Source organism: Listeria marthii (assembly GCF_014227425.1).
Lineage (GTDB): Bacteria > Bacillota > Bacilli > Lactobacillales > Listeriaceae > Listeria > Listeria marthii.
In genome coordinates, this window is record NZ_JAASWB010000001.1 from 1 (window position 1) to 17,833 (window position 17,833).

Here is a 17,833-nt window from a genome sequence, read left to right on the forward strand (position 1 = left end):
TTTGTTGAAAACAGCTTTCTGTTTTCTGCCCTGCGATTACCAGTGAGACTTTACGTCTCATTGCTTTTCGTCTTCTTCTTTGTTCAGTTTTCAAAGGTCAGTTGCTTTGTTAACGCAACTTTTAAATCTTACCATAAAGTTGAAACCGCGTCAACAACTATTTTTAAAATGTTTTTTTGATGAATTAACTTGTATCAATTCAGCTTTATCATTATATAACAGGTTTTTAGGAAATACAAGCGTTTTAGATTATATTTTTAATTCTTTTTCTAAAGCTTGTATAAAATCCTGCATAATTTCTTGCTTTTCTATGGCTAGTTCTTGCGCTGTCTTTGTTTTCAGCTGATCTTGAATGAGTAATAATTTATCGTAAAAATGTTGCAATGTGGTTTCTTCTGGGTGGTTTTGATTCGCTATTTCTCTATTATGCGCGCCTCCATAGGTGAATGTTCGCGCTATGCCGATTGCGCCAATTGCATCTAAACGATCAGCATCTTGAACTATTTTTTCTTCTATTGTTAATGCTTGGATTGGATTTGCTCCATTTTTAAATGAAACGGATTGGATAATGCGAATGACTTTATTGATTGACTCTTGTGGTACTTCTTTTTCTTTCATCCAGGCGACTATTGTTTTTGTAGCTTGTAATGGGTCTTTTGTTAGTTTGCTATCGTTATAGTCGTGAAACAGTGCGGATAGTTCGATAGCGAATAAGTCGCCACCTTCTTTTGCTTGGATTTGTTTACTTAATTGCCATACGCGTTGGATGTGCGCCCAGTCATGTCCGGTAGTTTCCTTTTCAAAATGGCACTGCATCCATTTTTCGGCGGATTCGATAATTTCTTCTTGCTTCATTGTGTTTAGCTCCTTTTTTTCATTATTTTCATGTACAATAGTAGAAAATGGAAATGGGGTATTCGATGTTTGAATTTGAACATGTTTATTTAAAACGGGATAATAAGACCATTTTGTCGGATATTAATTGGGTAGTGAACGAAAAGGAAAACTGGGCGATACTTGGGCTTAATGGTTCTGGTAAAACTACTTTGTTGCAACTTTTAAATGGGTATCTTTGGCCTAGTAGTGGGAAGCTTCAAGTACTTGGGCATGTTTTTGGTCAGACTTCTTTACCTGAGTTGCGTAAATCGATTGGCTGGGTTAGTAATGCGCTTGATCATCAGCTCAAAGATTATGAGTTAAGCGAGCAAATTGTACTTAGTGGCAAGTTTGCAAGTATTGGTATTTATACGAAAATCACTACTATGGAGATTGATCAAGCGAAAAAGTTGCTCACTGATTGTGGTGGTGCCTCGCTTATTGGGAAGCCTTATAAAATTTTATCACAGGGCGAACGTCAAATCGTCTTAATTGCCCGTGCTCTGATGGCGAGTCCTCAATTGTTGATTTTGGATGAGCCTTGTAATGGACTTGATTTATTTGCGAAAGATCATTTACTCGAACGGATTAAGAAGATTGCTGAACTTCCTGATTCGCCAACGATGCTTTTTGTTACGCATCATACGGAAGAAATTCTCCCTTGCTTCGATAATATCATTTTACTGCGCGACGGGGAAATAACTCACCATGGGAAAACAGAAAAACTTTTAAATGAGGAAGTTCTTATGGATTTTTATCAAAAGCCGGTGGAATTAATTCGGATAAAAGATGGCTCCATTGCAGTATATCCAAAGTAAGTGGTATAGTTAGAGTACGAAAATTGCGTATGTAGAGGAGCGATATATTTTGTATGAAACGATGATTGCAAAAGCTAGCGTTCGTGAGCTTCTTGGGATGGATACTAGTCTGATTTATGGTTCGTTTACTTATAAAATGGACGGCGAGCTGCTAGATTTAACCGGGCTGTGGATTTCGAATGACGATGCGCTGATTTTTTACTTAGAAAATGAAGAGGTTTACTTACTTAGAAAATTTGCTTATGAAGATATCGAGGATTTAGAACAAAAAGTGAGTTTCCTTGCGATGACGAAAAAGTTGATTTTACATCTTAAAAATAAAGAAAGCTACACTTTACTCGTAGCAAATGGCGAAGCGAAAGTGTTTGCTGCCAAAGTAAAAGAACGCATAGAAAAAGTGAGTCTAGGATAAACTAGGCTCACTTTTTTAGTTACTCTTTTTCTTCAAATAAGCGTGCTACTTCGATGATTACTTCTGTTGCTTTTACCATACTTTCTAATGCCACATATTCAAACTTACCGTGGAAGTTTTCTCCCCCACCGAAAATATTTGGTGTTGGTAGTCCTTTGTACGAAAGTTGCGCGCCATCTGTTCCGCCGCGAATTGGGCTGATTTTTGGTTCGATATCTAGGTTGCGCATTGCGGCACTCACGATATCCACAATTTCTTTTACTGGTTCGATTTTTTCGCGCATATTGTAGTATTGGTCATTAAGATTTAGTTCTACTGATCCTGCGCCATACTTTTCTTCTAGTTCTTTAGCGATTGTTGCGATATGTGTTTTTCTTTCCACGAATTTCAAATGATCGAAGTCGCGAATGATATAGTAGGATTTGGCTTGTTCTACGTCACCGTTTAAGGAAATTAAATGATAGAAACCTTCGTATCCTTCTGTATATTCTGGGGCTTCTTCTTTTGGAATGCGTGCATCGAATTCCATCGCCATTTTGGTAGCATTAACCATTTTATTTTTGGCTGTTCCTGGGTGAACACTATTACCATTAAAAGTGATTTTGGCTCCAGCAGCGTTGAAACTTTCGTATTCTAATTCGCCAAGTGGGCCACCGTCCATCGTGTAAGCATATTTTGCGCCAAATGCCTCTACGTCAAAACGTTCCGGGCCTCGGCCGATTTCTTCATCCGGTGTGAATGCAACACGAATTTTGCCGTGTTTGATTTCGGGATGGTTGATTAAATAGTTCATTGCTACCATGATTTCGGTGATGCCTGCTTTATCATCTGCGCCGAGTAGTGTTGTTCCATCAGTTGTGATTAGCGTTTTTCCTTTGTAATCAGCTAGTTCTGGAAATTGTTTTGGTGAAAGCACGACATTTAAATCTTTATTTAAGACAATGTCTTTCCCATCGTAGTTTTCGTGAACTTGTGGTTGAACGTTTTTGCCTGTTAGGTCAGTAGCTGTATCTAAATGGGCTAAAAATCCGATTACTGGGACTTCTTTCGTTGTATTAGAAGGAAGTGTTGCCATTACATAACCGAATTCGTCGACTGTTACTTCTTGCAAGCCGATTTCTTTTAGTTCTGTAACGAGAATGTTCGCCAGTTCCATTTGACCTGGAGTTGTTGGGCAAACTGTGCTTTCTTCATTTGACTGTGTATCTACTTTTACATATTTTGTAAATCGTTTTAATAGTTCTTCTTTCATTCCGATCACTCCCTTAGATTGATTCTTCTTCATTATAAACTTGATTTTTGAAAATTTCTATTCCTGGCTGTCGAGTAGTGTTTGTAATTGGAGTGTTGTTCGCCAATTTCGTGTTGTTGTTAAGGTTTTTTTATGAACTCCGAGGAAAACTGGTAATTTTAAGGTATGTATTTGATTGGAAAATACGTGAATATATAACACGCGTCCAATTGCGATGACTTTGGCTTGGTCGTTTTTTTGTCTCGGAATATCGATATTTTCATTATAGAAAGCAGCCATCCAGCGTTCTTCTTCGCCAATTGTTTCTGGTGGAAAAGGATTGTTTGCGATGATTTGGTTATAATTTTGTTCTGAAAATACGAATACATCAATAGTTAGTTCAAATGTCGCTTTGATTACTTCGGTTATCTTCGCCGCTACTTCGGTTTCTGTTTGTAAAATGGAACTTAGTACGAGGTTTCCACTTTGGATATAGGTTACTACGTTTTGGAATCCCTCTTCTTCTAAGGCCGCTTTTAAGTTTTTCATGTTCACTTTATTTTTCCCAGCGACGTTTACTGCTCTTAGTAAAGCGATGTATTTCTGCATCTATTTCCCTCCCAATCGTTTAACTACATTATAGCACGCGAATTACGTTATAATAGGACTATTAGTGATGGGAGGTTTTTTAGGTGAAATTAATTTCTTGGAATGTAAACGGGCTTCGGGCAGCCGTGAAAAAAGGCTTCTTAGAGTATTTTGAAGAAGTAGATGCAGATATTTTTTGTTTGCAAGAAACGAAATTACAAGAAGGCCAAATCGAACTGGATTTGCCGGCGTATAAAGATTACTGGAATTACGCGGTGAAAAAAGGTTATTCAGGTACTGCGATTTTTACAAAAGTGGAGCCGTTATCGGTTCAATATGGTTTAGGCATTCCAGAGCATGATACGGAAGGCCGGGTTATTACACTTGAATTTGAGGAATTCTTTATGGTGACGGTTTATACACCCAATTCACAAGCGGAGTTGAAACGCTTAGATTATCGGATGACATTTGAAGATGCGATTTTGGAATATCTGAAAAACTTGGATAAAACAAAACCGGTTGTGCTTTGTGGCGACTTGAATGTTGCGCATGCGGAAATTGATTTGAAAAATCCGAAGACCAATCGCAAAAATGCGGGATTCTCGGATGAGGAACGTGCGAAATTTTCTGCGTTTTTAGATGCTGGATTTATTGATAGTTTCCGTTATTTTTATCCGGATTTGACTGATGCTTATTCGTGGTGGTCTTACCGAATGAATGCGCGTGCTAGGAATACTGGTTGGCGGATTGATTATTTCGTTGTTTCGGAGCGTTTGAAAGATAAATTAGTGGATGCCAAAATTCATGCTGATGTGCTTGGTTCGGATCATTGTCCAGTCGAGTTAGAACTTAATTTATAACATAAAAAAAATCCCCACTCAAAAGAGTGAGGGTTTTTTAATTATTTAGCTAATGCTTTTTTCGCTGAATCAGCAAGCGTGTTGAATGATGCGATATCATTAACTGCTAAGTCTGCAAGCATTTTACGGTTAATATCAATACCAGCTAATTTTAAGCCGTGCATTAATTTGCTGTAAGAAAGATCTTGCATACGAGCTGCCGCATTGATACGTGCGATCCATAATCTACGGAAATCACGTTTCTTTTGACGACGATCTCTATAAGCATATTGGTAAGATTTCATTACCGCTTGGTTAGCTACTTTGAATAATAAATGTTTAGAGCCATAATACCCTTTGGCTAATTTAACTATCTTTTTACGACGTTTGCGTGTTACTGTTCCGCCTTTTACGCGTGGCATATTGTCTACCTCCTAGAATTTACAAAAATGTTGTTTCTCTTATTTCATTTTAGCGACCATTTGACGAATACGTTTGAAGTCGCCAGCTGATACCATTGCTGATTTACGCAGTTTACGTTTTTGTTTTTGGGATTTGTTAGCGAACATATGGCTAGTGAAGCCGTGTCTGCGTTTTAATTTTCCAGATCCTGTTCTCTTGAAACGTTTAGCGGAACCGCGGTGGGTTTTCATTTTTGGCATGAATATTTCCTCCTCAAAACTTTACTTTTCATGAAGTGGTGCTAGGACTAAGAACATCGAACGTCCGTCCATTTTTGGTCTTTGCTCAATTGTACAAAGGTCTTCGCACGCTTTTGCAAAACGGTCAAGCACCTTCTGACCGATTTCTTTGTGTGTAATGGCACGGCCTTTAAAACGGATAGAGCATTTTACTTTATCACCTTTTTCAAGGAATTTACGTGCATTACGTAGCTTCGTATCGAAGTCATGTTCGTCAATCGTTGGACTTAAACGAACTTCTTTCATTACGATGACTTTTTGGTTCTTACGGGCTTCTTTATCTTTCTTCTGTTGTTCAAAACGGAATTTACCGTAGTCCATAATACGAGCTACTGGCGGTTTCGCTGTTGGAGCAACAAGCACTAGATCAAGATTAGCCTTTTCAGCAATTTGAAGCGCATCGATTTTACTCTTCACGCCTAATTGTTCACCGTCTTGGTCGATCAATCTTACTTCGCGTGCACGAATCCCATCGTTTACCAACATGTCTTTGCTAATGGTGAGCCACCTCCACTTAAATTTGTTACAACAAGATAGAAAATAGCTGTTCAAATCTGCGGCCTGCTAACTCGTTCGTTCAGAGGCCATAAAAAAACGGGCTGCTTTTCAGCAATCCCGCACATTCAAAATCGCGTAAGTAACGCGACGAAAGTTTGAATTTTTTGCCTGAAAACGTTCGTGTTAACGAGGCGAGAAGCGGGTTGCTCCTTCTTTCTTGTTTAATAACCTTACTTACTATATCATATGGGATTTTTGGTGTCAAGGTGAATTGTAAATAAAAAGTTAGAAGGTATTCATAAACTCACGCGCATACACTTTCGCATTCTCCGCGATTTCTTCATCTGTCACTTCAAAGGAACTACCGAATATGGTGTGCGCCCCTCTGTAGTCTGCTTTTATATGGTTGATTGTTGCTCGGAATGGAGTCAGTAGCGTTTCGAGTGAATATCCGATTGGCGCGTTTTCTTGATAATTATATTGTTTATCACCAATCGAGATTGCTAGGGCTAACTTTTTACACGCCATCTTGTCCCCTTTTGAGCCATATGCCCAGCCGTGCGAAAAAACATCATCGAACCATTTTTTAAGTAGTGGTGGATAACTGTACCAATAAAATGGAAATTGGATAATTACTTTGTCGTAGTTTTGCAATTGTTGTTGTTCAAAGGCTACGTCAATATCCCAGTTCGGGTATGCTTGGTATAATTCGTGAATTTGCACATCTGCTGTATTTTTTAAAAGGGCTTCTTTCCATACTTTATTGACTCTTGAATTTTCGATATTTGGGTGGGCGATGATTACTAATGTTTTCATTCAATTACTCCTTTTTTTCTATTGTTATTATTTATCGTAATGGAGTTTTTGGAGAAAGTAAATACACACTCGAAAGTGGCTTAGTTACTTGTAAGTAAGTGTCTAGTAGTGTTATTATTTGCAAGTAATGGAATGGAGGATGGGAACAGATGAAGGTATATAATTTAGGTGTAGAAGCCACGCTAGATATTATGGGCGGGAAATGGAAGCCTTTAATTATTTGTTTTCTTGCTCAAGGAACTAAGAGAACTGGAGAACTACAACGATGTATTCCGAAAATATCGCAGAAGGTTCTGATTCAGCAATTAAGGGAGTTAGAGCAGGATGGGATTGTTGATCGTACGGTGTTTAATGAGCTCCCGCCTAAAGTGGAGTATAGTATAACGGCGTATGGGCTTACTTTAAATGCGGTGATTGATACAATGTGCCAGTGGGGTAAGGAGAATATTTTGGTTAGGCAGCGTGACGGAGAAGCTGTGGAATTGATTGAGAAAGAGTATGAGCTTGGCGCTAAATGATAAACATTTTTTTGCAAAACAAAGACGTCTAAAATATTTTAGGCGTCTTTTTATAATAATATAAGCCTACTTTCTTTAACAATGGTCGGCATAATAGAAATACGAGGAATCCAGCTACGCCTCCAGAAAAGTTCAATATTACATCGTCAATATCTACAAATTTAAATGGCGCTTGGTAGATGAGGTCTTGTATTAATTGTGCGCTTTCGATTCCCAGCAGTTGCGAATATACTTATAGCGAAAACACTTTTCCACGTCATTTTTGGGTAACATAATGGTAAAAGCATTCCAAGCGGAACAAATAAGATGAAATTGGCTACTATTTGGAACGTAGCGTAACCTCCCCCAGGCATGAACATTTCTCTTATTGAATTGAATGGTATTAGATTCATATAAGAGCCCGTTACATATATTTTTGTATCTTCTATTAATGAAGCATCTAACATAAGAGGAAAAATCGTAAATTTGATGACTCCGCAAACATATACATAAAAGCATGTTTTGAAGATAATCATTTCTAATTTTTCTCGTCTTTTCAGCCATCGTAGTAAGAAAAAGACGATATATACAAGTAAAGCGATTGTCATTACTAACCCTGAAAATCTAAGCATGCTTATTCTCCTAATTCTTAGTTGTTCATAGTTCATAGCTCTATTATGAATGTTTTTTTGCACGGTGCTCAAATACAATAAGTAATAGGACCAAGCACAGAATACTAGCCATCCACCATACACTTGAAATAATACTAAGAGCAAACAATGTACTTGCTGTTATTACTAAGATAGTAAACGTAGTAAAAAAAAGTCCTTTTTTCAACTTTTCTCCCTCCCCTATAATCTAGTTTCATCGTAACATGATAAGTTAATGTATAACCAAAATTTATCACGAATGGCTAAAAATAAATTGATTTCGATTTTTTCTTACATAAAATATTCGTTAATTGTTACTTCTGCCATAAAAAACAACACAATTTCAGTAATTATTTATTATATTATGCATCCCTATTTTTTATTGTCACAGAATATATTTATTCATTCTATTTAAAATAGCATTTATACAATTAAATCCGATTTTTTGTTTGATTTTTTAACATTTATTTAAAACAGCTTGTGTATAAGATAGTATTATTATTCAAAAACACCTGATTAAATTACCCCAAAACAAAAACCCTTGATTTCTCAAGGGTTTCAGCCGTTAAATGATTAACGAATTTCTTTAATACGAGCCGCTTTACCACGTAGGTTACGTAGGTAGTAAAGTTTCGCACGACGTACTTTACCACGACGGATAACTTCTAATTTTGCGATACGTGGAGTATGTACTGGGAAAGTACGTTCCACGCCAACACTGTTAGAAATTTTACGAACAGTGAAAGTTTCGCTGATTCCAGCTCCGCGACGTTTGATTACAACGCCTTCGAATAATTGGATACGTTCGCGAGTACCTTCGACTACTTTCGCATGTACACGTACAGTATCACCCGGACGGAAATTTGGAACATCTGGGTTTAGTTGACTTTTTGTGATTTCATCAATCAGTTTGTTCATGTTATTCTCTCCTTCCAACAAACATTCATTCATATTAATAATGAAGCGGAATATCGTTATCAGACTGGTTTCTCCAGTCACCTTATTCAGGTTACCATAAACTAGTTTCGCTGTAAAGTTTTTTTCTTACTTTTTCTTTGATAAAAAAGCTTGACCTTGGAGTATGGTTCAATGTTACCTTTAGTATATCAAATGGAGGTGTCGGATATGGAACAATGGACGGTGAAAGAAATGGCTGCCTATGTGGGGATTTCAGCGGATACATTACGATATTATGAAAAAAACAAAATAATTGTACCTAATCGCTTGGAAAACGGGTATCGTGTTTATAACGCAGAACACTTATTAGAAATAAAGTTTATTCTGGTGATGAAATACGCTCGCTTTTCCCTTTCTGAAATAAAGCTGATGATGGAATGGTTAAGGAGTGAGCCTTCTGTTGCTTGTAATACGGCGTCGAAGGAGTTACTTGCGCTTAAAGCGGCGGAAATTAAACAGACGATTGCACATTATACGAAAATCGCTGCTCTTTTAGAAGAATTGCCGCAAATTGATGAGGTTCAAGATTACAGCACTGTCCAAAAAGACGTTAATATCTTTGTTGAACATATTTTCACTGACATCAGGAAGGATGGGTTTTAATGGCTAAAATTGTGGCAATCATTGGCGATCCGCGTGAAAAAGGAACGTCTAGAGATATGTTTCAGAAATATTTAGCTTTATTTGAAGGGCATCCAACTATCGAAGTAAAGACATATGATGTGCGCGAGTTAGCGTTTGACCCTAATTTGCCTGAAGGTTATCGCACGGAGCAAACTGCTGAAATGATTGCGCTCAAACAAGACGTTCTTTCAGCTGATTTATTGTTGTTTTCTTATCCAGTTTGGTGGTTTAATGTTCCCGCTGTGCTGAAAGGTGTGATTGACCATTTGTTTTGGCGCGGTGAGAGTTATAGTTTTAAAGATAAAAAGTATTTCTTTACGGGACCTTGGCGAAAAAAACGGGCGCGGCTAATTTATACGATTGGCGGCATGGAGTTACAACATCGGCTGTTTGCTCGCCCTGCCTTGACTGCCTTGCGCTATCCGCTATGGATGAGTGGCGTTCTTTCTGTAAAAGCGACTGCGATTGATCGGCTAGACCTTACTATCCGAAAATCGGATGACTACTATACTAATAAAATTACTCGCGCGGCTAAAAAAGATGTTCGTTTCTTATTAAAAAAGTGATTTAGAAAGAAGGTTTTTTGATGAAAATTACTGCCAAACATCAATATTGGCAAATAACGACATTACCGCACCTTTTTCCGGTAAATTGTTATTTAGTTTTGGAAAATGATGGTTTAACCTTGATAGATACAGGGATTTTAGCACATGCAAGAGGAATTATTTCACTCATCCACAAATTAAATTTACCTTTAAAACGAATTTTACTAACACACGCGCATGGTGATCATATTGGTGGTTTGGCCGCGGTGAAGGCGGCTTTTCCTGAAGCACTTGTGATGATTGGAAGTAGGGAAAAGTTGCTTGTCGAAACAAAAGAGATTTATGCTTTTGAAACGCAGAAACCGTTAAAAGGTAGTTATCCGGATGCGCTGCCAGTGAAAATAGATCACATTTTAAAAGACGGTGATATGGTTGGATCTTTGTTAATTATTGATACGCCCGGTCATACGCCTGGTTCGATTTCCTTTTTTGATGAGCGGAATGGGCATTTGTTTGTTGGAGATTTATTTCAAACGCGTGGTGGAGCGGCTATTTGCGGGGAGAAACGGTTATTGTTTCCTTTTCCAGCGATGGGGTCTTGGGATCTTTCGACGAGTATTCTGTCAGCGGAAAATTTGCAGCTGTTTGATGTGACGGAATTTGCTTGTGGGCATGGACCAATTAAATCAATGGCTGATTTTGACTTAGCAAGTGTGCTGCATCGCGCAAATAAACAAGTTGAAACTCAAAAAGACTAGAAAACCAATTGCTGGCTTTCTAGTCTTTTTTTAGAATCTCGTAATTTTAATGTTGACGGCTGTTCCGTATGCTAGTTGATATACGAGACCATCGACGAATTGCTCAGTGAACGAACAATGAATTAAACCATTTCCACCGGCATCTAAAGCTTTCTTTTGTAATTCTTGGAGTAGATTTTCAAAACCTACTGTTTCTAAGTATGCTTCTGGGTCGCTTTTGATTCTTGGGCGGACACTTTTGGCGAATACAACGGTTAGGATGTCATGATTTACATTAATTGGTCCGGTAGAGACCTGAACATCTTGCCATTTTTGGCCAATTCGTTTTTGGTCGTTTTCTTCTTGCACATAGGCTTCTCGTTCTTTTTGACGTTCGGATTTTTTGGATTCTTTTTCATCTGGAGTTCCGAAAATTGCCATTTAAAATCACGTCCTTTTTTTATTTACTGTCGGACCATTCTTTGAGCCAAGTTTTTTGCTTGTCTGTTAAGGGATAGTTTTTTAGTAAATCTGGGCGGCGTTCGTAGGTTCTTTTGAGCGATTCTTTGTCGCGCCATTCTTCTATCCAAGCGTGATTACCGCTGAGTAAAATATCGGGCACTTTCATTCCGCGAAAATCGGCTGGTCGCGTGTAGTGCGGATGTTCAAGGAGACCCGTCGAAAAGGAATCTGTTACAGCGGAGTCTTTATTACCAAGTACACCCGGCAAAAGACGGATAACGCTGTCCATTACGATCATTGCACCAATTTCGCCACCAGTTAAAATGTAATCGCCAATCGAAACTTCATCGGTAACAAGGTGTTCGCGAATTCGTTCATCGTAACCTTCATAATGGCCACAAATGAAGACAAGATGCTCTTCTTCGGCAAATTCTTCTGCCATTTTTTGGTTAAAGCGTTTACCGGCTGGGTCCATTAAAATAATTCTTGGCTTTGTTTCTGGCTGTTTTTCTTTGACAGCTTGAACAGCATCGAATATCGGCTGGGCTTTAAGCAACATACCCGCGCCACCGCCGTAAGGATAGTCATCGACAATATGATGCTTTCCTTCTGCATATTCCCTGAAATCCGTCACTTCAACCGCGACACGCTCGTTTTCGATGGCTTTTTTAATAATTGAATTCCCGGTCACTCCCGAAAACATATCTGGGAAAATGGATAGAATGTCAATTTTCATTAATCTAGCAGCCCTTCCATTACTTCGATGGTAATTTTTTTGTCGTTAGTATTGATTTCTTTGACTACATCAGCAATGTAGGGAATTAGTTTTTCTTTTTTGTCTGCGCCTTTTACGACCCAGACATCGTTTGCGCCTGGTGTTAGAATTTCTGTAATTTCGCCAAGTTCTTCGCCGTCTGTCGTTACAACGGTACAACCGATGATTTCGTGGAAGTAAAATTCGTTTTCTTCTAAATCGGTTAGTTGCGCTTCTTTGATTTTAAGTACGCCTTCTTTCATACGTTCCACTTGATGAATTCCTGTGAATCCTTCAAACATAAGTAAATCAAAGTTTTTATGTTTGCGGTGCGAACGAATGATTAGTTTTTCTGGTTTCTTGCTATTTTTTTCGAATAAGTACACGGTATTCCCTACTTGGAACCGTTCTTCTGGAAAATCAGTCGTCGCGATAACACGAATCTCACCGATTAAGCCATGGGTATTAACAATTTTTCCTACATTATACATTTTCTCCATAAGTCACCTCTAGCGTATTTCTACTATGATTCCATCTTTGACCACAATAGTTTTATCAAAAATGGATTTATCCCACTTGTCTCCTACTTGCACATCGATAATTGTTTCCATTTCTCGTTCGCGAATTTCACTGCCAAGTTCGAGGACTTCTAATTGTTCCATTTGAAACTGAATTAGTTTTTTCTTTTCTCGGCGGATGTCGAGTTCGTGGGTAAAGTAATCTGCCACTCGCTCTGGTTGAAATTTGCTTTTTCGTTCCATTTTCTTTTGTTCGAAATGTAACTGATCGCATTCTTGCTCAATTTGTCGTTTTTGTTCGGTATAATACTCGATTAATTCTTGTTTACTTGCTTCGGTCAAAATTTGTTTGACGACAACTTTTTGGATGATTTCCACTGGACACCTCCACTAGCGATTATCTCCTTATTTTACCATAGTTTTTTTGGATTCATCTACTAATGCCTGGAATAATTGTTCACTTTCTGGATCTGTTTGGAACATTAATTCAGGATGCCACTGAACCCCTAAGTACCAACTTGGCAAATTGTCCCCTTCCACTGCTTCAATCATTCCATCGGCAGTGCGTGCTGTTACTTTGAAACTAGGTGCTAATTTTTTGATAAATTGGTGATGCAGCGAGTTGACTAATTTTTTATTTGGATGGTGTTTTGCGAGTTCGCTCGTTGGTTCGATATCAATTGTATGGGAGCCGAGTTGTTCATCGACACGTTGCAAATGTTGAAGTGCTTTCGTTTCGACTTGGCTAATATCTTGATACAACGAGCCACCTAGCGCCACGTTGACTAGCTGCATCCCACGGCAGATTGCGAAAATAGGTTTTCCAGCGTCTAGGGCTGCTCGAACTAAGGCGATTTCATAGCTGTCCCGCGGTGGAAAATAAGCGCCGATTTCTTGGGATGGTTCTTCTAAATAAAATTGTGGCGTAATGTCTTGTCCACCGGTTAAAAGTAAGCCATCTACAAGAGAAATTGCTTGAACGGCAACAGATGGATCATCTATTGGTAAAGCGATAGGAAATCCGCCAACTTTTTGAATTGCATCTACATATCGCTGTTGCGTATAGGTTACACGGTGTCCGTAAAATACGTCCACTCCTTTTACTAATCTGTTTCCTGTAATTCCAATAACTGGCTTCATCACAATTCCTCCATTTCTATTCTATTTTACAACATTTAGTGAGGTAATTGCTTCTCTGATGATTGTTAAAAAAAGTTATAAAAAAACTCGCCAAATTGACGAGTTTTTGTTATTCGATAATTTCAAGACGAATCTTCTTATCGTTTTTGGAGCCAACTGCGTAGACAAGAGTACGAATCGCTTTCGCAATACGACCTTGCTTACCAATCACGCGTCCCATGTCTTCTTTACTGACAGACAATTTGTAGGTTAACGATGTATCCGTTTCTTCCGGCGTGATAACAACGTCTTCCGGGTGGTCAACAAGGGGTTTCACGATTGAGAGAATGAGTTCTTCCATTCGCGCCGAGACCTCCTTATTTACCTAATTTTTGGTTATGGAATTTTTCCATGATACCTTCGCGGCTAAGAAGATTGCGAACTGTATCAGATGGTTTTGCACCATTATGCATCCATTTCAAAGTTGCTTCTTCGTCGATTTTCACTTCAACCGGATCAAGTAATGGATTATAAGTACCAATAGTTTCGATTGAACGGCCATCACGTGGGAAACGAGAATCAGCGACTACAATACGGTAGAAAGGTTTCTTTTTAGAACCAATACGTTTTAAACGAATTTTAACTGCCATAGTTTAATTACACCTCCATAAAGTCTTACACAAGTATATATATTACCAGTAAAGGATTTGTTTGTAAAGTGTTTTTTCTTTACAGAGGATATTTTTTTCTTTTTATTTTACGGTTTCGGCTTCATTGCTTAGTTTTCCTTGTTTTAGAAGGTGATAATAGCGCACATATCCGGAAATATTATGCTCTACATCATCAATTCTGACGCGGAAAGACTGGTGGCGAATGAAGAAACTGCCGTCTATTCGCGCTGGATTTTTATAGTACATCGCAAGCTCTGGATAAAAATAGCCATTTAATTGGTAAAGCGCGCGTTTGATAATTGTTTTTTCCAGCTCATCTAGCGGGTAATCTCGAAGTAATGCTCCTAGCCCTTCTCCTTCCATCCGTAGTGACATCTCTTTTGTAGCGACCGTCAGCTCTAAAAAGGTTGGAAAAGTGGTTTCGCGCTCGTAAATAAATGGCAGGTTGTCGAAAGCATTTTTCAGTCCGAATTCGTAGTATGCCTCATCTGGAATATATTTCGTAATTTCATTGGCGCAGTAACTCAACCAGTGATCATGATTTTGCCAGTAGTTATCGCGAATAAAATGGTCAAAGGATTTTGCTGCTGCGTCTAACCATTTGGAATCGTGGTCAATTTCATATAAGCGAAGCAAGCCAAATACCGCCTCGCCGTCGTAGTAAATAATCCGGAAAACATCCTTTACTTCTAAGGAAGGATATTCTAAAACATGCGTAAACTTCCCATCATCTTCTTGCAAGGAAAGAATCGCATTCGCAATTTTCCGAGATAATGGCAAATAGGTTTTAGTTCCAGTGATTTTCATGTATTTGGTTAAAGCAAGCAATGTTGCCGCTGAACCACCTAATTTAACTTCACGCAACTCTGGTTCAATAAGAAAGGCTAAATCGTCTTTTTCATAAATAAAGTTTTGTTCCAGATAAGTTAAAGCGTTCGTTGCTGCTTCTAAAATAGCTTGGTCCCCCGTTAATTCGTATGCTTCTAACATCGAATAAGTCGTACTTGCGTGGCGCAAACTATTATAGTGTTTAATTTTTTTATCAAAACAGGCAAACCAGCCGTAGTTGAATTCGCCCGTTTGATTTACTTGGCTCGCTAAATAATTCCCAGCGTTTCTAACTAGTTCAAAAACTGCATCTGGGGTTAATTGTTCCGTATTTCTGCGACCGTGTTCCAATTCGCTTGTTTCTAACTCATGAATTTTCTTACCGTCGAAAAACCATCCTACTGTATTGAAAGTAACAATAGTGGAATCCACGGTTAAGTTTAATTGAGCTTGGTTCTTACCTGTTTGAATTAAATATCTATTCATATTTTCAACGTTGATAGCCAACCCTTCATCTGCTGGTAAAAGGATAGCATTCGCATTAATTTCCTGTTCCATTAAAGCCATTTTAAAATTTTCATTTAAGGCAATGCCTCGTCTATAATAATTTTTCTTTGTTTTTAATGCTTTTTTATTCCATTCGCCTAAATTTTCCAGTTGGTAATTCACTGCAACATCAATTTTAAAGGAAATTGCTTCTTCGGTTTGATTTTTCAGTGCACTTTTTTTCATTTCATTGATTAAATTTGCTAGGCAAAGATAGCTAAAGTTTATGACTGTAGCTCGTTTATCTTTATAACCGATTGTTAGAAAACCATGCCATTTTCCGTTGTAAGTGGCGTGCTCTTCGGCTTCTGTTAATTGATCGATAATTTTATTTTCAAGTTCATCTAATACACCTCTCCAAGGCATATGTACCACTCCTTTTTATAATTTCCCTGCCGCTAAAATTTACTTAGCAGCAGGGAATAGATGTTTTGTGGCTCTATTTACGGAAAAGACGTAGTAAAAACGCACCGGCTAGTGAGAAGAGTCCAAGCCCAACCCAAGGAAGACTACTATTCGTATCTCCAGTTGATGGGAGATCGCTTGCTGAGATGGAAGTTGTTCCATCAGCACTATAGCCAGAGGAAAGCATTGTTCCTGAACCGGTCGAATTCATACTCGAAACGGTTACGCTAGTTCCCCCGTTAGAAGTCCCAGTAGTTCCGCCTCCATTGGTGGAAGGATTTGTTCCTCCGTCAGCATCGGCATCGGCATCCGCATCCGCATCAGCGTCGGCATCCGCATCCGCGTCGGCATCCGCATCGGCATCCGCATCAGCATCCGCATCCGCATCCGCATCCGCATCAGCATCAGCATCAGCATCTGAGTCTACTAAAGGTAGAACTGTTACGGATACGTCATCACTTGTTTTTACTTCATCTCCGTATTTAGCTGTTACTTGAAGATGAATTACATCTCCAGCTTTCAAATTATAATTAGGGATATTGATTGTATAGGTTCCATCTGCATGGATTAACACATTTCCAATTACAGTACCGTCTGGAAGAGTCAAGTTAATATAGAAAACTGTTCCAGCTGGAGCATCAGATTGCAATGATTTAAGAAGGGCATTGATGTTCATGTTTTTATAAATGGAAGTACCTGAAATGGTTTTAGTTCCTTCGTATATTGGATTTACAGTTGGTTTTTCAACTAGGAAATCTCTCCAGTCAATGTCTACGTCGGCGTCCGCATCGGCATCAGCATCAGCGTCGGCGTCAGCATCAGCGTCGGCATCGGCGTCGGCGTCGGCATCGGCATCCGCATCGGCGTCAGCATCCGCATCCCCAACATCCGTAGTAATAAACCCACGAGCCGCATTACTATTCAACAAATCAATATCCAAAAGTCCATCGCCAGTTCTAGCAGCGAAATCCAATTTCCCATCATTTGCACTAGGAAGTGCCGAAACACCAAGAGCTAATAAATCAATCGTCAAAGTAAAAGTAGATACACTACTAACCCCAACACCAAGTAAATGATTTACTTTGGCGCCAATCGCATTTCTGCTAGGATCAATAAAGAAATTAGTAGAATTACTACCATTAATAGTTCCTTGGTTAAATAACCCGATATTTCCAATTCCTAGATAAGCAATTTTGTAATCAATTTTTGTATTTGCTCTTATATTTGGATTACTCAAAATAGAAGAAAGTTCACTCGGTAATTCAAAATATGGATAGTACGTAGATACCGCACTTGCACTAACTAATTGATTCCCAGAAAGAGTAATCACTAATTTCCCATTCGAATACTGTGTATTCAAATTAGAGTTACCTAACAAATCAATTGTTGCTGCATCTGCTTGAATACCACTCAGGGCAAATTTGTGATTAAAAGAATCATAATTCACAGTGACAGGCGCTACCATCATTGTCGTTGTCGTAATAAGAGCTGCAATTAACTTTGCTTTTTGCGCTCGCTTTTGGTCTAATCTCCGTCTGTAATCTACACGCTGTTTTTTCATCATTTTTCCCCCTTAAAAATCAATCGTTCTTGATTTTGAAAAATAACTGAAAACAGAATAAAGGTATTTAATTATGTTTTATTAATAAGCTAACTATTAAGTATCCCCAGAACCTTTATCCAATATCAGATTCAAATCATCTCCTCAAAATGCCCTCCTTTCTTTTCGAACCTACCACCA

The 17,833-nt window shown here is 38.5% G+C and carries 24 protein-coding genes, 2 pseudogenes and 1 other annotated feature; of the genes and pseudogenes, 7 read left to right on the top strand and 19 right to left on the bottom strand.

Going from position 1 to position 17,833, the window contains the following annotated elements:
• Positions 1-249: 249 nt before the first annotated feature.
• A complete protein-coding gene (locus HCJ55_RS00005) occupies positions 250-855 on the bottom strand; it encodes an HD domain-containing protein (RefSeq protein ID WP_185516553.1) in 606 nt (201 codons plus the stop codon).
• A 65-nt stretch (positions 856-920) separates the two neighbouring features.
• Here HCJ55_RS00005 and HCJ55_RS00010 point away from each other — a divergent pair, with 65 nt between their 5' ends.
• The gene (locus HCJ55_RS00010) at positions 921-1,694 is read left to right on the top strand and encodes an ABC transporter ATP-binding protein (protein ID WP_185516555.1); all 774 of its coding nucleotides are present in this window, start codon (positions 921-923) and stop codon (positions 1,692-1,694) included.
• A 49-nt stretch (positions 1,695-1,743) separates the two neighbouring features.
• Positions 1,744-2,106 (top strand): hypothetical protein, encoded by a 363-nt coding sequence (locus tag HCJ55_RS00015; protein WP_008948125.1) that lies wholly within the window; start codon positions 1,744-1,746, stop codon positions 2,104-2,106.
• A gap of 19 nt (positions 2,107-2,125) precedes the next feature.
• On the opposite strand, the gene pepT is transcribed toward HCJ55_RS00015, so the two are convergent.
• Positions 2,126-3,358 carry a peptidase T gene (gene pepT, locus HCJ55_RS00020; RefSeq protein WP_185516557.1) on the bottom strand — a complete coding sequence of 411 codons (1,233 nt, stop codon included), beginning with the start codon at positions 3,356-3,358 and terminating at the stop codon, positions 2,126-2,128.
• A 57-nt stretch (positions 3,359-3,415) separates the two neighbouring features.
• Positions 3,416-3,946: a DUF1697 domain-containing protein gene (locus HCJ55_RS00025; protein ID WP_185516559.1), complete on the bottom strand. Its 531-nt coding sequence runs from the start codon at positions 3,944-3,946 to the stop codon at positions 3,416-3,418.
• 83 nt (positions 3,947-4,029) lie between these two features.
• On the opposite strand from HCJ55_RS00025, the gene HCJ55_RS00030 reads away from it, so the two are divergent.
• Entirely contained in the window at positions 4,030-4,785 is a 756-nt protein-coding gene (locus HCJ55_RS00030) for an exodeoxyribonuclease III (RefSeq protein WP_185502090.1), read from the top strand.
• 41 nt (positions 4,786-4,826) lie between these two features.
• On the opposite strand, the gene rplT is transcribed toward HCJ55_RS00030, so the two are convergent.
• The 4 genes from rplT to HCJ55_RS00050 form a co-directional block, all read right to left on the bottom strand.
• Complete coding sequence (gene rplT / locus HCJ55_RS00035; protein WP_003720097.1) at positions 4,827-5,186, bottom strand: 50S ribosomal protein L20; 360 nt, start codon at positions 5,184-5,186, stop codon at positions 4,827-4,829.
• A gap of 39 nt (positions 5,187-5,225) precedes the next feature.
• The gene (rpmI, locus tag HCJ55_RS00040) at positions 5,226-5,426 is read right to left on the bottom strand and encodes a 50S ribosomal protein L35 (protein ID WP_003720098.1); all 201 of its coding nucleotides are present in this window, start codon (positions 5,424-5,426) and stop codon (positions 5,226-5,228) included.
• Positions 5,427-5,447: 21 nt separating this feature from the next.
• Positions 5,448-5,963, bottom strand: a complete 516-nt coding sequence (gene infC / locus HCJ55_RS00045; RefSeq protein WP_010958948.1) for a translation initiation factor IF-3 — start codon at positions 5,961-5,963, stop codon at positions 5,448-5,450.
• 82 nt (positions 5,964-6,045) lie between these two features.
• Positions 6,046-6,184, bottom strand: a sequence feature (ribosomal protein L20 leader region).
• Between the two features lie 64 nt (positions 6,185-6,248).
• Complete coding sequence (locus HCJ55_RS00050) at positions 6,249-6,779, bottom strand: NAD(P)H-dependent oxidoreductase (RefSeq protein WP_185516561.1); 531 nt, start codon at positions 6,777-6,779, stop codon at positions 6,249-6,251.
• Between the two features lie 149 nt (positions 6,780-6,928).
• Here HCJ55_RS00050 and HCJ55_RS00055 point away from each other — a divergent pair, with 149 nt between their 5' ends.
• Positions 6,929-7,297 carry a winged helix-turn-helix transcriptional regulator gene (locus HCJ55_RS00055; RefSeq protein ID WP_008948133.1) on the top strand — a complete coding sequence of 123 codons (369 nt, stop codon included), beginning with the start codon at positions 6,929-6,931 and terminating at the stop codon, positions 7,295-7,297.
• A gap of 28 nt (positions 7,298-7,325) precedes the next feature.
• Here the strand turns inward: HCJ55_RS00055 and HCJ55_RS00060 are convergent.
• Both HCJ55_RS00060 and rplS read right to left on the bottom strand, forming a co-directional pair.
• Positions 7,326-7,908 (bottom strand): annotated as a pseudogene (locus HCJ55_RS00060) (VanZ family protein).
• Between the two features lie 591 nt (positions 7,909-8,499).
• Entirely contained in the window at positions 8,500-8,844 is a 345-nt protein-coding gene (gene rplS / locus HCJ55_RS00065) for a 50S ribosomal protein L19 (RefSeq protein WP_003728425.1), read from the bottom strand.
• A gap of 207 nt (positions 8,845-9,051) precedes the next feature.
• Between rplS and HCJ55_RS00070 the strand changes: the two genes are divergently transcribed.
• From HCJ55_RS00070 to HCJ55_RS00080, 3 genes are read left to right on the top strand one after another with little or no spacing between them, the layout of a single operon-like run.
• Positions 9,052-9,486, top strand: a complete 435-nt coding sequence (locus HCJ55_RS00070) for a MerR family transcriptional regulator (protein WP_185502088.1) — start codon at positions 9,052-9,054, stop codon at positions 9,484-9,486.
• The gene (locus HCJ55_RS00075; protein WP_185516563.1) at positions 9,486-10,073 is read left to right on the top strand and encodes an NAD(P)H-dependent oxidoreductase; all 588 of its coding nucleotides are present in this window, start codon (positions 9,486-9,488) and stop codon (positions 10,071-10,073) included. The genes HCJ55_RS00070 and HCJ55_RS00075 overlap by 1 nt, the downstream gene beginning before the upstream one ends.
• A gap of 20 nt (positions 10,074-10,093) precedes the next feature.
• The gene (locus HCJ55_RS00080; protein WP_185516565.1) at positions 10,094-10,810 is read left to right on the top strand and encodes an MBL fold metallo-hydrolase; all 717 of its coding nucleotides are present in this window, start codon (positions 10,094-10,096) and stop codon (positions 10,808-10,810) included.
• Between the two features lie 30 nt (positions 10,811-10,840).
• Here the strand turns inward: HCJ55_RS00080 and HCJ55_RS00085 are convergent, their stop codons facing one another.
• The 10 genes and pseudogenes from HCJ55_RS00085 to HCJ55_RS00125 all read right to left on the bottom strand — a co-directional run.
• Complete coding sequence (locus tag HCJ55_RS00085; protein ID WP_008948137.1) at positions 10,841-11,230, bottom strand: hypothetical protein; 390 nt, start codon at positions 11,228-11,230, stop codon at positions 10,841-10,843.
• 19 nt (positions 11,231-11,249) lie between these two features.
• Entirely contained in the window at positions 11,250-11,987 is a 738-nt protein-coding gene (trmD, locus tag HCJ55_RS00090; RefSeq protein WP_185503902.1) for a tRNA (guanosine(37)-N1)-methyltransferase TrmD, read from the bottom strand.
• Positions 11,987-12,505, bottom strand: coding sequence for a ribosome maturation factor RimM (gene rimM / locus HCJ55_RS00095; protein WP_008948138.1), 519 nt, complete (start codon positions 12,503-12,505; stop codon positions 11,987-11,989). The genes trmD and rimM overlap by 1 nt, the downstream gene beginning before the upstream one ends.
• Positions 12,506-12,514: 9 nt before the next feature.
• Positions 12,515-12,901, bottom strand: coding sequence for a YlqD family protein (locus HCJ55_RS00100; protein WP_008948139.1), 387 nt, complete (start codon positions 12,899-12,901; stop codon positions 12,515-12,517).
• Positions 12,902-12,928: 27 nt separating this feature from the next.
• Entirely contained in the window at positions 12,929-13,663 is a 735-nt protein-coding gene (locus HCJ55_RS00105) for a gamma-glutamyl-gamma-aminobutyrate hydrolase family protein (protein WP_008948140.1), read from the bottom strand.
• Positions 13,664-13,772: 109 nt separating this feature from the next.
• Positions 13,773-14,003 carry a KH domain-containing protein gene (locus tag HCJ55_RS00110; protein WP_003728421.1) on the bottom strand — a complete coding sequence of 77 codons (231 nt, stop codon included), beginning with the start codon at positions 14,001-14,003 and terminating at the stop codon, positions 13,773-13,775.
• Positions 14,004-14,019: 16 nt separating this feature from the next.
• Positions 14,020-14,292 carry a 30S ribosomal protein S16 gene (gene rpsP / locus HCJ55_RS00115; protein WP_003720111.1) on the bottom strand — a complete coding sequence of 91 codons (273 nt, stop codon included), beginning with the start codon at positions 14,290-14,292 and terminating at the stop codon, positions 14,020-14,022.
• A gap of 102 nt (positions 14,293-14,394) precedes the next feature.
• Positions 14,395-16,053: a glycoside hydrolase family protein gene (locus HCJ55_RS00120; RefSeq protein WP_185516567.1), complete on the bottom strand. Its 1,659-nt coding sequence runs from the start codon at positions 16,051-16,053 to the stop codon at positions 14,395-14,397.
• A 73-nt stretch (positions 16,054-16,126) separates the two neighbouring features.
• Positions 16,127-16,303 carry an LPXTG cell wall anchor domain-containing protein gene (locus HCJ55_RS14000; protein ID WP_376700416.1) on the bottom strand — a complete coding sequence of 59 codons (177 nt, stop codon included), beginning with the start codon at positions 16,301-16,303 and terminating at the stop codon, positions 16,127-16,129.
• Positions 16,304-16,462: 159 nt separating this feature from the next.
• Positions 16,463-17,653: pseudogene (locus tag HCJ55_RS00125) on the bottom strand (Lmo1799 family Asp-Ala repeat surface protein); the annotation flags it as partial.
• Between the last annotated feature and the right edge of the window lie 180 nt (positions 17,654-17,833).